The organism is Nonomuraea sp. JJY05 (genome assembly GCF_043496855.1).
Lineage (GTDB): Bacteria > Actinomycetota > Actinomycetes > Streptosporangiales > Streptosporangiaceae > Nonomuraea.
Genome location: NZ_JBIEIS010000023.1, coordinates 16,417 through 30,943 on the forward strand (window position 1 = coordinate 16,417; position 14,527 = coordinate 30,943).

Consider the following 14,527-nt stretch of genomic DNA (forward strand, 5'->3'; position numbering starts at 1 on the left):
CCCTACTCGGCCGGGCGGTGCCGCACCACGGGGACGGTCTCGAGGCCCGCCTGCCGTGCCGCGCGCCGGGCGCTTCCCGGCGTGGGGCCCTCGCCCACGATCTCGCCGTCGGCCAGCGCCACCCACACGCCCGCCGGGATCACGTCGCCCAGCGCCCGCTCCACCACCGGCCGCGACGGCGCCGGGACGGGACGCGTGCGCCAGAAGAGCCACTGCGCGACGATGAGCAGCCCGAGCGGGGTCAGCAGCGGGATCGCGCCGCTCCCGGCCAGGAAGGCCGTGGCCGCGACGGCCAGCAGCGCGGCGTCGATCCCGGCGGCCAGCCAGCCGGCGCGCCTGCCGTACCTCTTGTACGCCACCAGCGGCCACAACGTGAGCATGAGGCAGTCGCCCAGCCCGACGAGCGAGGCGTCGGCGCCGTAGCGGGTGGCCAGCACCGGTGCGAACGGCAGCCCGTCCAGCCGAGCCACGAAGTCGAGCGTGAGCGAGCTGAGCCCGGTGGCGAGCGTGTCGTAGCAGGTCAGGGCGGCGGCCAGGGCGGCCACCTGGGCCGGGGTGACGGCCGTCTGGACCCAGAGGTTGACCACGCCGACGACGAGCAGGATCACCGCCACGTCGTTCAGCACGAGGACGGCGGGCTCCCAGCCGGCGAAGTACGCGGCCACGTCGCCGCCGACCAGCAGTGCCGCCGCGATCGCCGCCGCCCGCCCGCCGAGCACCGGCGCCAGCGTGAGCTGGGCGATCGTGAACACCACGACGCCGAAGACCGTCACGACCACGCCGACGGGGATGTGCAGGTACGCGAACGGCATCGCCACCAGCGCCACGATCATGACGGCGATGTCGGAGCCGACGAACTTGCCGACCGGCGGGCGCGGGATCTCGTACCGGGACAGGAACAGGGCCGCCAGCGCGACGGTGAGCGCGATGAGCGCGTGCAGGCCCAGGACGTGCGCGGTCATCGGACTCCGATCGGGAGGTGCGCGGCGTGCTCGAAGCTCTGCTCGATCAGGTCCGCCCGGACGTGGCAGGGGCGCGGCAGGTCGTCGGGGCTCTCGACCAGCACGATGCCCTTGAGCTTCGTCGCGGCGGCCCGCTCCTCCAGCCGGCCGAGCAGCGCCGGGTCGTCCTTGCCCGACACGACGTGCAGGATCCCGTCCTCGACCGCGAACCTGGTCGGCAGCGGCAGCGCGTGCTCGGCCTGCAGCAGGTCCAGCACGTCACGGGTGGTCACGTCGCCGTCCACGGCGCGTCCCAGGACGCGGGAGGTCGCCGGGATCGCCGCCAGCGCGCACGTGGGCGGCTCGGGCAGGGTTCTGACCAGGTCGCCGGTGACGTACCGGAGCAGCAGCGTGGTGTCGCGGAAGGTGGAGAACGGGGTGACGACCAGGACGCCGAGCGCGTCCGGCCCGGCGGGCTCCATGGTGACCGGATCGAGCACCTCGACCAGGCCCTGGTCGGAGGGGAGATGCAGGTGGCCGTCGGCGCAGACCCGCCCGGTGACGGGCGCGATCTCCGTCATGGAGTAGCCGTCGTAGACCCTGGCGCCCAGGGCCTCCTCGGCGCGCAGGCGCAGCGCGTCGGTGAGCACCTCGCCGCCGGACGTCACCTCGACCAGCCCGAAGTCGCGCGGGCTCCAGCCGCCGCGCTCGGCCTCCTGCACCAGCGCGGCCAGGTAGGAGGCGGTCACGTTCAGGTGCGTGATCAGGGGCTGCTTGCCGGGGACGTGCATCGGGGTGGCCAGCCGGTCGAGGGTGGCGCGCGGGTCGATCATGCCGAGGTGCACGAAGCCCGCGCCCGTCATCGGCACCGCCCGCTCGGCCACGATCTGGGCGATGGAACGGGAGCTGATGGCGTTGGCCCACAGATGCTCGGAGCGCAGGCCGCCGTTCAGCATCGCGGCGAGCGCCGCCATCGACGACATCAGCTCGATCTCGTACGCGGAGAACCACACGAGCGTGGGGCTGCCGGTCGTGCCGGTCGTGTGCGCGAGCACGGCGGGACGGGCCAGCTCGGAGACGAAGGCGGCGGACATGCCGCGCAGTGCCTGCTTCGGGGTGGGGGCGATGCCGGCCAGATCGTCCGACTCGAGACCGCGGTAGTACGGGACCTCCGCGCGGGCGTGCCTGATCGTGCGGCGCAGGCGCCGCTTCGTGAGGTCCTCCTGGATCTCCGGGTCGGCGGCGGCGAGCATGTCGTCGGAGCCCTCACCGGGCGATCCGAACGCCTCCATGGTCGCCCGCGTGTCCTCCACCAGCGCCCGCACGTCCTTGATCCGGAACCTGCGGCCGGACATCATCGTCCACGCGTAGCCCAGTTGCCGCACCGCTGTGCCGAACACGCCTCGCCCTCCTGTCGCGATGGTGCAGTGTGTCCCCGTGTCCCGGATCGCGTGGGGGACACCCGGGTATCAGCCGTTGAGGACGAAAACCGCGGTCGACAGCGTGCTGATGGCGTACTTGGCGTACCGGCGAACGGTCTTGACCATGGGACTCTCCCTCGTTGTGCGGGACGAGGGGCTTCTCGCGCCCCTCTGCCGTAACGATCAGCCCGGGGCCTACAGGGCCGCTACAAGCCCGCTACAAGCCTGCGCCGCCGCAGGACCAGGCCGGTTGCGGAGGCGAGGACGAGCAGGGACCCCACCGCCACCAGCACCCGACCGTCGGGCCCCGCCTCACCACCGCCACCCGTGTCGGCGGCGCCCGCCGGGGTCCTGGTCTTCGCAGGCGTTTCGGACGGGCTGGAGCTGGGGCTCGTGGTCTCGCCGGTTCCGGGGCTGGGGCTCGTGGTCTTGCCGGTTCCGGGGATGACGAGGGGGTATTCCGTCCGGGCGTTCTTGTTCTTGATCTCGCACTCGATCGCGCGCTCGCTGGAGGTGGTGCCGAAGTTGATGGAGGCCGCATGAACGGTGCCGGTGCCCGGGTTCTTGGGTGTCGTCTTCAGGTTGACCGTCGTCGCGGGGAGCCGGACGGGTGCCGCGGGGGTGATCGGCCCGATCTCGGCGACGCCGGTGGCCGAGGTCAGCTTGTCGATGCCGCTGATGCCCGCGTACGCGTACAGCTTGAGGCCGTCCTCCAGGCCCGTGGCGGGTGCGCGTAACTCGGAGCCCTCGACGTACGAGCCGTGCCAGCCGATGGCCGTCTCCTTGCCCACCTGCGCGTCCGTGGGCACCGTCAGCTCGACCTCGATCTTCACGTCCTGTGTCTCGCCCGTGGCGCTGATCTTGCATGCGTACTCCACGACGTCGGCCCGGGCGGCGGCGGACGAGAGCAACAGGGTGGCGGCTGGGACGAGCAGCAGAACACGCACGGCGACTCCTTGCGACGGATGGGGACCATGAGGAGACGGGGCGCGGGTGCGCCTGGTTGACAGCTCCGGGCGCAATAGGGTGACGGTATGGGCTTCATCGTCACCACCGGTGCCACCGGCCGCCTCGGCAGGCGGGTGGCCGCGCTGCTCGCCGCCGCCGGGGTCGAGCAGCGGCTCGTCTCACGGCAGGCCGATCGCGTAGCCCCGCTCGCGGGCGCGACCGCGGTCAGCGCCGAGTACGGCGATCGCGGCGCGGTGCGGCGGGCGCTCGAAGGGGCCTCGACCGTGCTGTTCGTGTCCGCGTCGGAGAGCGCCGACCGCCTCGACCGGCATCGCACGTTCGTGGACGCCGCCCGCGACGCCGGTGTCGCGCACCTGGTGTACATCTCGTTCTACGGCGCCGCCCCGGATGCCACGTTCACGCTGGCGCGCGACCATTGGGTAACCGAGCAGTACATTCGCGACAGCGGCCTGCGCTTCACCTTCCTGCGTGACAACCTGTACGCCGACTTCCTGCCGGGCATGGTGGGGGAGGACGGCGTGATCCGCGGCCCGGCCGGGCAGGGGCGGGTCGCGGCGGTGGCCCAGGACGACATCGCGGAGGCGGCGACCGCGGTCCTGCTGGACCCGGGCGCGCACGAGGGCGCGACCTACGACCTCACCGGGCCGCAGGCCCTGACGCTGGACGAGGTGGCCGCCACGCTGACCAGGGCGACCGGGCGCGCGATCACGTACCACGCGGAGACGGTCGACGAGGCGTACGAGTCCCGCCGCGGCTACAACGCGCCCGCCTGGCAGGTGGCGGCGTGGGTGTCGACGTACGAGGCCATCGCCGCCGGCGAGCTGGAGGGCGTCAGCGACGCGATCCCCACCCTCACCGGGCACCCCGCGACCACGTTCGAGGAGCTCCTGGTCAGGGGCTGAGGCCAGGGCGCGTATCGAAATGTGCAAGGCTCAGGCTGCTTCGTTACGGTGCAGCCATGGCGAATTTCGTACTGGTTGCAGGCGCGCGGCTCGGGGCGTGGGCGTGGGACGAGGTGGTGCCATATCTGCGCGCGGCCGGCCATGGCGCTCACCCGTTGACGCTGTCCGGTCTTGCCGACAAGCGGGGCGTGCGGGCTGGGCAGCAGACCCACGTCCAGGACATAGTTGACGAGGTCGAAGGCCGGGATCTGCGCGACGTCGTCCTGGTGGGCCACAGCTACGCGGGCATCCCGGTCGGTCAGGCCGCGGAGCGGATCGGTGACCGGCTGGCCCACGTGGTCTTCGTCGATTCCAGCGTTCCGGCCGATGGCGAGGCGTTCGTCTCCGCCTGGCCGGACGGTGGGGCGATGGTGAAGGCATCGATCACCGAGAACGGAGGATTCTGGCCGCTCGTGCCCGCGGCCCACTACGACGGGCAGGGCCTCACCGATGAGCAGATCGCACGGATCGTGGATGGCTCGACGCCGCACCCGGGAGCCACGCTGACCGAGCCCGCCGTGCTGGCACGGCCACTTGACGGACTCCCGGCGACGTACATCCAATGCCTGCTCGCCGGAGCCGAGCTCAGCGACGATGTGGCCAAGCTGCTGACCAGCGAGCACTGGCGGCTGGTCGAGATGAGCACCGGCCACTGGCCGATGTTCTCCCAGCCGCGCGAACTGGCGCAGATCCTCCTCGAAGCAGCCGGGGAGTGACCGCAGGCCCATGCTCGTGGGCTCTTTATGGGGCCCGCCTCGCGTGCGCCGGCCACAGCCACCCGCTGATGGCTGCGACGGGGACGGCAGGTTTCTCGTAGCGAGTGGCCACCGGCCGGTGTCTCTTGAGCCGGTTGATCCCGCGCGGTAGTCGGTCTTGTCGAACTTCGGCGGCCGACCACCGCGGGAGCTGAGCTTCTTGCGGGTTCACCTGCACCCTTTGAGGAACGCGGCACTAGTCCGGCCACTCCTCGCCCCAGCTTTCGCTGTTGCTGCAGATCTTCACCGTGGCGCTCTTCCTGAACCTCGTCGGGGTGACCACCTCGAAGACGATGGTGTACGTGCCGGCGCCCTTCCAGGTGATGGACGGCAGCAGGGGTTTCGACGACGCCGTGCCCTCCTGCCTGCCCTGGTTCTGGCCGTTGACGAGCCATCGGTAGCTGTAGGTGCCCGTGGCCGAGACCGTCGCCCAGATGTTCGTGTCGTTGCGCCAGCAGTCGCTCAGCTTGTAGCCCTCGTACCTGAAGGTCACCGACTTCACCCCGCCGCCGCTGGTCGCGGTCGGTTTGGAGGTGCTGGGCTTGGTGGTGGGCCTGGACGTTCGGCTGACGGTGGGCTCGGCGGTGGGACGGGTCGTGGTGGTGACCTTGGGGGTCGTGGAGGTCTTGGGGGTTTTCGGGGGCTTGGGAGTTTTGGCGGTCTTGGTGGGGTGCGAGGTCTTGACGGACTCCTTCGCCCCGGCGTCCGGGTCGGAGACGCTCGGGGTGGCGGCCGTGACGATGTTGGCGGTGGTGGCACGGCCGGGCCACCATGGCGCCCAGGCCCAGGCGGCCACCACGGCGCCGGTCACGACGACCGCGGTCCCGCCGGCCAGGAACGCGAGGATGCGCCCGTTGCCGGAGGCCGCCCGTCCGGGGTTGGTCTGCAGGTGGGAAAGCGGGGGCTGGTGGGGAAAGCGCCCGCCGGGATGCTGCGCGGCCCCCCGGCCCTGAACCGGTCCATGGGGGCCGGCAGGGAACGGCGCCTGACCAGGGACGGCAACGTGCGCGGGGCCTCCTGGAAACGCGGCTGGGCCCGGAAACGAGGCTGGGCCTGCAGAGGCAGCTGGGCTTGGAGAGGCCCCCGCCCCTGGAAACGCCGCTGAGCCTGGAAACGCCGGTGGGCTTGGAGACGCCGCTGGGCCCGCGTGCCCTGGCCCCCAGGGAGTTGAGCCGGGGGATGCTGAGCGCGGGGGCGGCGGGGCTGGGGCGGCCAGGTGAGCCGGTCGCCCCGGAGGCGGGGGCGCCTGACCGCCGATGAGCTGGAACAGGACGTCGTGCATGGCCGGGCGAACCGTCGGGTCCTTGGCCAGGCAGGCGTACACGATCGAGCGCAGCGGTTCCGGCACGCCGCCGAGCTGCGGCTCCTCGTACTGGATCCGTCTGAGCACCGCGGGCACGGAGTCGTTGCCGAACGGCGGGGCGCCCGTGGCCGCGTACACGATGACGGCCCCCCACGCGAACACGTCCACCGCCGGACCCGCGGCGGCGCCCATGAACTGCTCGGGCGCCATGTATGCGGGCGTTCCCACGACGCTGCTGGTACGGGTCAGCGCGGCGTCCATGGCGCGGGCGATGCCGAAGTCGATGACGCGCGGCCCGTCGCGTCCGAGCAGGACGTTCGCGGGCTTGAAGTCACGGTGCACGACGCCGGCCCGATGGATGGCGGCCAGCGCGGTGGCCGTGGCGACCGCGAGCCGCTGCAGGTCGGCCCCGCTGTGGAGACCGGCCTGCTGGAGTGAGGGGCCGTCCACGTACTCGGTCACGATGTACGGCCGTGGGCCGCCCAACGAGGCGTCCAGCACCTGCGCGATGCAGAACGGCTCCACCCGCCGCGCGGCCGCGATCTCCTTGGCGAACCGGCCGTCGCCCGGCAGCCCCTCGTGCAGCGCCTTGACGGCGACCCGGGTGCCGTCGGGGGCGGTGGCCAGGTAGACCACGCCCTGGCCGCCCTCGCCGAGCTGCTTGACGACCCGGTACGGGCCGATGGCGTCAGGCATCATGTCGGGATGGCGCAGACGTTGAACGACAGGCTCTTCTGCGTCGCCGACGGGGAGGTGACCTTGAGAGCGAGCGTGTGGCGACCGGCCTTGAGCATGTACTGGCCGGAGGTGGCGAACGCGGTGTACCCGCCCTCGGACACCCACGACCTGTTCCGCGAGACCGCCTTGCCGTCCAACAGCCACGTGTAGGAGACCCACACCTTCTGCCGGCTCGACTCCACGTTGGTCTGGAAGTGGACCGGCGGCATGTAGCAGCCGCTTCCCTGGCTCTGGCCGGGACCACCGAACAGCTCGATCTCGAGGATGCTGGTCCTGGCGCTGGTGACCGGCTTCTTGGTGGTCTTGGTGGGGGTGGGAGTCGCACTCGGGCGCGCCGTGGTGCGCTTGGGAGTGGGCGTCGCCGACGGTGTCGTGGGTGTGGGGGTGGCCCTGGGAGTGATCTTCTGGGTGGGTTTGGGGGTGGTCTTGGGGGTCTTCCGGGGCGACGTCTTTTTGGCCGGGGGGTCCGTGGTCCGGGTGGTGGCGGACGGACTGGGCAGATCGGCGGCCAATGACGCCTGGCCGGGGTGCTTCGACCAGGGGGCGAGCCAGACGACACCGCCGACCAGCGCGACCACCATGACCCCCGACACCCCCACGGCCACCGGAAGCACAACCCCCCGCCCCGCCGCCCTCCGCCGCCCCGTCCCCTGCCCCGGCCCGGGAATCGGCCCCTGCCCTGGCCCGGGCACCGGCCCATTCCCAGGCCCGAAAACCTGACCTCGCCCTGGCACCGGCCCCTGACCGGGCGCCGGCCCCTGACCTGGCATCGACCCATAGCCCGGCACCGACCCTTGGCCTGGCACCGGGCTCCACACGGATCCTGGCATCGGATCGGGCCCTGCCCCCTGAGGGACTCCGGGCATCGGACCCTGCCCTGGCGTCTGGAAGTACTGCTGGGCCTGAACCTGAACCTGCGCCTGAGGCCCCTGACCCCCTGCGGAGTTCTGCCCGCTCAGCAGCCGCAGGATGACGTCCCGCATCGTCGGCCGGGCCTGCGGATCCTTGGCCAGGCAGTCGTACACGATGCCCCGCAACGGCGGCGGGAGGTCGCCGAGCTGGGGTTCGTTGTGGAGGATGCGGTTGATGATGGCCGGCAGCGTGTCCTGCCCGAACGGCGGCGTCCCGTTGGCCGCCCACACCATGACCGACGCCCAGGCGAACACGTCCGCCGCCGGTCCCACCGACTGCCCCGCCAGCTGCTCGGGCGCCATGTACGCGGGCGTGCCGACGATGCTGCTGGTGTGCGTGAGCGCGTCGTCCATGGCGCGCGCGATGCCGAAGTCGATGACACGTGGCCCACCGGGACCGAGCAGCACGTTCGCGGGCTTGAAGTCGCGGTGCACGATGCCCGCCTGGTGGATGGCGGCCAGCGCGGTGGCCGTGGCGACCGCGAGCCGCTGCAGGTCGGCCCCGCTGTGGCGGCCTGCCTGCTGGAGTGAGGGGCCGTCCACGTACTCGGTCACGATGAACGGCCGTGGCCCGGTCAGCGAGGCGTCCAGCACCTGCGCGATGCAGAACGGCTCCACCCGCCGCGCTGCCGCGATCTCCTTCGCCAGCCTGTCGTCGAACCCCGCACCTTCGCGCAGCACCTTGACCGCCACGGGGCTCCCGTCCGGAGTCTGCCCCAGGTAGACAGTCCCCTGGCCGCCCGCGCCCAGCCGGCCGAACAGGCGGTATGCCCCTACTGTCGCCGGGTCATCCTCCCGCAGCGGTTCGACTTGCGGCATGAGAGAAGTGACTCCTGAGACGGGGGCGGTTGATCGTTACGTACGATAGCGACTGCATATGGATTTGTGGCGAAGTTCCGGATCTGTCGGAAACCTTCCGGTAACCCCGGGCCCGGCCAGGAGGGTGCGATCATGCCGCTGACCACGGAGGACGAGCTGGAGGACTCGCCCGTCGTGGCCAACAGCCTGATGAACCGCGAGCGCCGCCTCCCCTCCTACAACCGAGAGCTCGGCATCGATGTCATCGACGTGCTCCGCGCCACGGGAGCCCGGCCGGCGCGCTGGCTGGACCTCTGCTGCGGCACGGCGAACGCCCTCAACGAGGCCGCCGCACTGCTCGGACAGGACGCCGAGATCGTGGGCGTGGACCTGGTCGACTTCTTCGCCTGCCCGCCGAGACCGCCGCGACTGCGACTGATCGCCGCCTCCGCCGCCACCTGGCACCCCGACGCCCCGTTCGACCTCATCACCTGCGTGCACGGCCTCCACTACATCGGCGACAAGCTTGCGCTCCTGGCGAAGGTCGCCGGCTGGCTCACCGAAGACGGCCTCTTCGTCGCGAACTTCGACACCCGCAGCATCCGCCTCCCGGACGGCACCCCTGCCGGCCGCAGCCTGACCGCCGCCCTGCGCTCGCAGGGGATGACGTACGACGGGCGCGCCAGGAGGATCAGCTGCCGGGGCCGCAGAAGCCTCGACCTCCCGTACCGCTACCTGGGCGCGGACGACCAGGCCGGCCCCAACTACACCGGCCAGCCCGCCGTCAACGCGCACTACGCCCCGGCCTGACCACCCCGGAACTGTCGGTGGCGCCTGGCAGAGTGTCCCCGGATCTTCGGACCGGCACCGGCGACCAGGCACGAGTGCCGATGCCACACGCGCGTCGAAAGGGGGCACGGTGTCCGATCGCACCCGCCAATCCACAACCGACCCCCAACCACTCGACCCGGCCAGAGCTCAACCCACCACGTCCGATCGTTTCGATGCCGGTGCTTCAACCGCTACGGCCGTCCATTCCGATGCCCATGCTTCAGCCGCCACAGACGTTCGGCCTGCCGCCGGCGTTCGGCCTGATGCCGGCGATGGGGCTGATGTCGGCGATCGGCTCGGCGTGGGTGGGCGGCCGGACGCCGGTGGTCGGGGAGCCTCGGCGCGTTCGCGTTCGCGTTCGATGTTGGCGCCGCTGGCGGTCAAAGGCTTCCGGCGCTACTACCTGGGCCAGACCGCCTCAGCGTTCGGCGACTCGCTGACCCCGCTGGCGATCGCGTTCGCCGTTCTGCACCTCACGGGATCACCCGCAGACCTGGGGATCGTGATCCTGAGCACCCGGCTTCCCGTCATCCTCCTCACCCTGCTGGGCGGCGCGGTCGGCGACCGGTTCTCCCGCAGGACCGTCATGCTGCTCGCCGACCTGACCCGCTTCGCCGCGCACGGCACCACGGCGGTCCTGTTGCTCACCGGCGCCGCGCACCTCTGGATGCTGATCGCCCTGCAGCTGATCGCCGGCGCGGGATCGGCGTTCTTCACCCCGGCCGCGGCGGGCCTCGTCACCGGGCTGGCCGGCAGGGAGCACGTGCAGGCGGCCAACTCCCTGATCTCGATCTCCAGGAGCGCGGCGTCGATCCTGGCGTTGGGTGCCGCCGGAGCTCTGGTGGCGCTGGTCGGGCCGGGCTGGGCCATCCTGGTCGACGCGCTGACGTTCCTGGTGAGCGCGGCCTTCCTGTATCGTCTGCCCCTCGAGACGGAACGACCGCGCCCGAGCGGCGGTGTGCTGGCCGGCATCGGCGGCGGGTTCGCGGAGTTCTCCCGGCACCGGTGGCTGTGGATGTGGACGATCCACAGCGCACTCACGAACGTGCTCGTCGTCTCCCCGATCCTGGTCCTCGGCCCGTACGTCGCCGACCAGCACCTCGGCGGCGCCCCCGCGTGGTCGGCCATCGGCATCGCTTACGCGGTCGGCGGGCTGGCCGGGGGCTTCGTCGGCGCCCGCTGGCGGCCGGGGCGGCCTGTGGCCGCGGCGCTGCTCTTCTTCCTGCTGATCGCACCGCTCCCGGCGCTGCTGGCGATCCCCGCCCCGCTCTGGTTACTGGCGCTCGCGGCGGCGGCCGCCGGCATGGAGCTGGTGGTTTACAACGTCCTCCAGACCACGGCGATCCAGCGCCACCTTCCCGAGGAGTTCGTCGCTCGAGCCACCTCCGTCACCATGCTCGGCGCCCTCGTGACCGCGCCCGTCGGCATGGGCCTGGCGGGACCCGCGGCGGCGCTGCTGGGCAGCGGGCCCGTCCTGACTGTGGGCGCCGTCGCGGCAGTGCTCCTCACGGTCGCGACCCTGCTCGCGCCGCCGGTGTGGCGCATTCGTGACGAAAGCGCATGAACTTTGGGCCGGGTCCACCACTCGAAGCATGCGTACCGTTCGACACAGGGGAGATCATCGTGATGAAGGTGCTTGTGGCGGTCCTGGCAGGCGGGGCACTGCTCACCGCCGGCGCGCCCGCGTTCGCCGAGTCCGCCGCGACCACGCTGGGGCCGTACGGCTACGGCAAGGTCAAGCTCGGCATGAGCGAGAAGCAGGCCAAGGCGACCGGAGCGGTGGTCCTCAAGAGGGCCGGCGAGGCGGGCTCGTGCGCGGGCTGGGACCTGAAGGCCCTGCCCAGCGGCAAGGACAACGTGGGCCTGTACATCTCCAAGAAGCGCGGCGTGGCCCTGATCTTCGCCGCGAAGGGTGTCAAGACGCCCGAGGGCATCGGCCTCGGCTCCACGATGAAGCAGATCAAGAAGGCGTACCCGGGCGTCAAGACCGCGGCGAGCGGATACCCGTACGTGAGCGCCCCCGGCAATTCCAAGGCCTATTACTCGTTCCTGCTCTCGAAGGGCAAGGTCTACGAGCTGGCACTCGGCCTCAAGACGCAGGACTGCGTCAACTGACGACCAAGCGATCCGCACGGGGGCCGTCGTAGGATCGCGCCCGAACCAAGCTTCACCTTCGTCGCGGCCGAGGCGGCGCCGGGAGCAAGGTCGCACGCCGTGCCCACCCGCGGCGCTAAGAGCAAGGTCGCACACCGTCCCACCCACGGCGCCGGGAGCAAGGTCGTACACCGCTGTCTGCAGCGGCGGGAGTAAGGTCGCACCGCCATCCGCGGCGGCGGGGACGAGGCTGCACACCGCCGCGCCCCGCGCCGTCAACGACTAGAGGTCGGTCCTGCGCCCGCCGTCGGCCCGCTGTCGGCGCCGTGGTCCTCGCCGCTCGCCCCTGCGAGCGGGACGACCTGTGCTTCCGTGGGGATGGGGCTCAAAGTGTGTGGCGGCGCCTCTGCAGGCCTGAGCGTGCTTGGCGGCGATCCGCTGGGAACGGGTCAGGGGAGTACGGATCGGACGGCGTCCTCGGAGCGGGCGACCACCGTCGTCCCGTCGTCGGCCGTGATGATCGGCCGCTGGATCAGGATCGGGTTCTCCGCCAGCGCCCTGATCCACCGGTCGCGGGCGTCCGCGTCGCGTGGCCAGGTGTTCATGCCGAGCTCGGCCGCCCGCGCCTCGCCGGTCCTGGTGACGTCCCACGGTTCGAGGCCCAGCCTGGCCAGGACCGCGCGGATCTCGGCCTCGTCGGGCGGGTCCTCCAGGTAGCGGCGCACGGTGTACTCGGCGGCCTCGGCGTCCAGGATGGACAGCGCGGAGCGGCACTTCGAGCACGCCGGATTGATCCAGATCTCCATGACACCCGACAGTATCGAGCTAATGGACGGCGAGCGGCAGCGACGCGGTCACGACCAGGCCGCCGCCCTCCCGGGGCTCCGCACGGACGTCTCCGCCGTGCGCCACCGCCACCGACCGTACGATCGACAGCCCCAGCCCCGCGCTCCTGGCCGTGATCACGCGCTCGGCCCCGTGCCGGTGGAAGGGTTTGAAGAGCTGCGGGATCTCGTACGGTGGCACGCTCGGCCCGGTGTTGCTGACCTCGACCTCGGCTCTCCCGCCTGAGCCGCCTGAGCCGCCTGAGCCGCCTGAGCCGCCCGCGCCGCCCGCGCCGCCCGCGCCGCCCGCGCCGCCCGCGCCGCCCGATTCGCCGGACACGACCCGGCTCACCACCCGCACCCACCCGGTCCCGTCGTCCAGGTTGTGCCGGATGCCGTTCTCGACCAGGTTGTGCACCAGGCGTTCCAGCAGCAGGGCGTCCCCGACGGTGGGCGCCGGCGCGGTGACCTCGTACACGGTGACCTTGGAGTCGCGGGCGTCCGCGGCGGTCTGCCTGACCACGTGCGTCACCACGTCGGCGAGGTCCACCGGCGAGCGGTCCGTGATCTCCTGCTCCGACCTGGCCAGCAGGAGCAGTCCGGAGATGAGCCGCTCGTGGCGGACGTTGATCTCCAGCAGGCTCTCGCCCAGCTCCTTGATCTCCGCCGAGGCCGTACGGCGATGCATGGCCAGCTCGACCAGCGCCCGGTTCAGCGTCAGCGGCGTGCGCAGCTCGTGCGAGGCGTTCGCCACGAACCTGCGTTGCCCGTCGAAGGACTGGTCCAGCCGCTCCACCATGGTGTCGAACGTGTCGGCGAGCGTCTTGACGTCGTCGTCCGGACCCTCCAGCGCGATCCGCTCGTGCAGCCCGCGCTCGGCCAAGGGCGCGGCGGCGATCTTGCGCGCCGTCTCGGTGACCCGATGCAACGGGGCCAGCACCCGCCCGGCGACCACCCAGCCGAGCCACACTGCCACGGCGCCGACCAGGACCAGCGCGATCAGGCCCTGGGTGAGGAGCGACGTGATGGCCGCGCCGCGCAGCTCCAGCTCCTGCTGCCGCATCCATTCGTACGCCGCGTCGCCGGAGAGCTTGACGTCGTCCTGGACGAGGAACAGCTGCTTGGACTTGCCCGGCGGGGCGATGAACCGGCTCTCGAAAGACTGCGTCAGCTGCTGGTTGAACAGCAGGTAGGTGACGCCGAGCAGGGTCAGCCCGGCGAGCATGAACAGAGCGCCGTACAACAGGGTGAGCCGCAGCCGCAGCGTGGGCCGCGGCCGTACGAGCCGCCTCAGGAAGCTCATGGGATCCGGTACCCGACCCCCGGCACGGTCTCCACCACCGGCGGGTCGGCGAGCTTGCGGCGCAGCTTGAGAATGGTGAGCCTGACCGCGCCCGTGAACGGGTCGGCGTGCTCGTCCCACGCCTTCTCCAGCAGCCGCTCGGCCGAGACGACGGTGCCGTTCGCCCGCATCAGCTCCGTCAGGACGGCGAACTCCTTCTTCGACAACGGGACGAACCGCCCGTTCCTGAAGACCTCCCTGCGCGCCGGGTCCAGCGTGATCCCGGCCCTGCGCAGCACCGGCGGCACGGCCGGCCGCGAGCGCCGTCCCAGCGCCAGGACCCGCGCGGCCAGCTCGGGGAACGCGAACGGCTTCGACAGATAGTCGTCGGCCCCCAGGGAGAGCCCCGTCACCCGGTCGTCGAGCTGGACGGCGGCGGTCAGCATCAGCACCCGCGCGTCCCGCTCGGACGCGACGAGCTCCCTGCAGACGTCGTCGCCGTGCACGCGCGGCAGGTCGCGGTCCAGCACGACCACGTCGTAGTCGTTGACCGCGATCCGTTCCAACGCCGCCTCGCCGTCGTGCGCCAGATCGACCGCGTGCGTCTCCTCGCGCAGCCACTCAGCGATCGCGTCGGCGAGCAGCGGCTCGTCCTCAACCACCAGCACCCGCATCGTGCACCCTTTCTCTGCTTACGGAGCCGAGTGTGGCGCAGACGG

The 14,527-nt window shown here is 71.7% G+C and carries 13 protein-coding genes; 5 read left to right on the forward strand and 8 right to left on the reverse strand.

The features are described from left to right. Positions 1–2 precede the first annotated feature (2 nt). From ACFKCF_RS32625 to ACFKCF_RS32635, 3 genes are all read right to left on the reverse strand, one after another. Positions 3–962 (reverse strand): hypothetical protein, encoded by a 960-nt coding sequence (locus tag ACFKCF_RS32625; protein WP_394499111.1) that lies wholly within the window; start codon positions 960–962, stop codon positions 3–5. Next, a complete protein-coding gene (locus tag ACFKCF_RS32630; protein WP_394499112.1) occupies positions 959–2,341 on the reverse strand; it encodes a phenylacetate--CoA ligase family protein in 1,383 nt (460 codons plus the stop codon). The genes ACFKCF_RS32625 and ACFKCF_RS32630 overlap by 4 nt, the downstream gene beginning before the upstream one ends. Before the next feature lie 227 nt (positions 2,342–2,568). Next, positions 2,569–3,309 carry a hypothetical protein gene (locus ACFKCF_RS32635; protein ID WP_394499113.1) on the reverse strand — a complete coding sequence of 247 codons (741 nt, stop codon included), beginning with the start codon at positions 3,307–3,309 and terminating at the stop codon, positions 2,569–2,571. 87 nt (positions 3,310–3,396) lie between these two features. Between ACFKCF_RS32635 and ACFKCF_RS32640 the strand changes: the two genes are divergently transcribed. Further along, positions 3,397–4,233 carry an SDR family oxidoreductase gene (locus ACFKCF_RS32640; protein WP_394499114.1) on the forward strand — a complete coding sequence of 279 codons (837 nt, stop codon included), beginning with the start codon at positions 3,397–3,399 and terminating at the stop codon, positions 4,231–4,233. A 56-nt stretch (positions 4,234–4,289) separates the two neighbouring features. Next, the gene (locus tag ACFKCF_RS32645; RefSeq protein ID WP_394499115.1) at positions 4,290–4,988 is read left to right on the forward strand and encodes an alpha/beta fold hydrolase; all 699 of its coding nucleotides are present in this window, start codon (positions 4,290–4,292) and stop codon (positions 4,986–4,988) included. Between the two features lie 235 nt (positions 4,989–5,223). On the opposite strand, the gene ACFKCF_RS32650 is transcribed toward ACFKCF_RS32645, so the two are convergent. Both ACFKCF_RS32650 and ACFKCF_RS32655 read right to left on the reverse strand, forming a co-directional pair. Beyond that, positions 5,224–7,029, reverse strand: a complete 1,806-nt coding sequence (locus tag ACFKCF_RS32650; protein ID WP_394499116.1) for a serine/threonine protein kinase — start codon at positions 7,027–7,029, stop codon at positions 5,224–5,226. Then, positions 7,026–8,798 carry a protein kinase gene (locus tag ACFKCF_RS32655; RefSeq protein WP_394499117.1) on the reverse strand — a complete coding sequence of 591 codons (1,773 nt, stop codon included), beginning with the start codon at positions 8,796–8,798 and terminating at the stop codon, positions 7,026–7,028. Before ACFKCF_RS32655 ends, ACFKCF_RS32650 begins: the two co-directional genes overlap by 4 nt. A 132-nt stretch (positions 8,799–8,930) precedes the next feature. Here ACFKCF_RS32655 and ACFKCF_RS32660 point away from each other — a divergent pair, with 132 nt between their 5' ends. The 3 genes from ACFKCF_RS32660 (at position 8,931) to ACFKCF_RS32670 (ending at position 11,723) form a co-directional block, all read left to right on the forward strand. Then, the gene (locus ACFKCF_RS32660) at positions 8,931–9,587 is read left to right on the forward strand and encodes a class I SAM-dependent methyltransferase (RefSeq protein WP_394499118.1); all 657 of its coding nucleotides are present in this window, start codon (positions 8,931–8,933) and stop codon (positions 9,585–9,587) included. A gap of 382 nt (positions 9,588–9,969) precedes the next feature. Then, on the forward strand, positions 9,970–11,172 hold the full coding sequence (locus ACFKCF_RS32665) for an MFS transporter (RefSeq protein WP_394499119.1): 1,203 nt from the start codon (positions 9,970–9,972) through the stop codon (positions 11,170–11,172). Positions 11,173–11,234: 62 nt separating this feature from the next. Then, entirely contained in the window at positions 11,235–11,723 is a 489-nt protein-coding gene (locus ACFKCF_RS32670) for a hypothetical protein (RefSeq protein ID WP_394499273.1), read from the forward strand. A gap of 428 nt (positions 11,724–12,151) precedes the next feature. Here the strand turns inward: ACFKCF_RS32670 and ACFKCF_RS32675 are convergent, their stop codons facing one another. Genes ACFKCF_RS32675 through ACFKCF_RS32685 form a run of 3 tightly spaced genes read right to left on the reverse strand, consistent with a single transcriptional unit; the run spans position 12,152 to position 14,482 of the window. Then, positions 12,152–12,508 carry an ArsC/Spx/MgsR family protein gene (locus tag ACFKCF_RS32675; RefSeq protein WP_394499120.1) on the reverse strand — a complete coding sequence of 119 codons (357 nt, stop codon included), beginning with the start codon at positions 12,506–12,508 and terminating at the stop codon, positions 12,152–12,154. A gap of 19 nt (positions 12,509–12,527) precedes the next feature. Continuing rightward, a complete protein-coding gene (locus ACFKCF_RS32680; RefSeq protein WP_394499121.1) occupies positions 12,528–13,829 on the reverse strand; it encodes a sensor histidine kinase in 1,302 nt (433 codons plus the stop codon). Further along, positions 13,826–14,482, reverse strand: a complete 657-nt coding sequence (locus ACFKCF_RS32685; RefSeq protein WP_394499122.1) for a response regulator transcription factor — start codon at positions 14,480–14,482, stop codon at positions 13,826–13,828. The genes ACFKCF_RS32680 and ACFKCF_RS32685 overlap by 4 nt, the downstream gene beginning before the upstream one ends. Between the last annotated feature and the right edge of the window lie 45 nt (positions 14,483–14,527).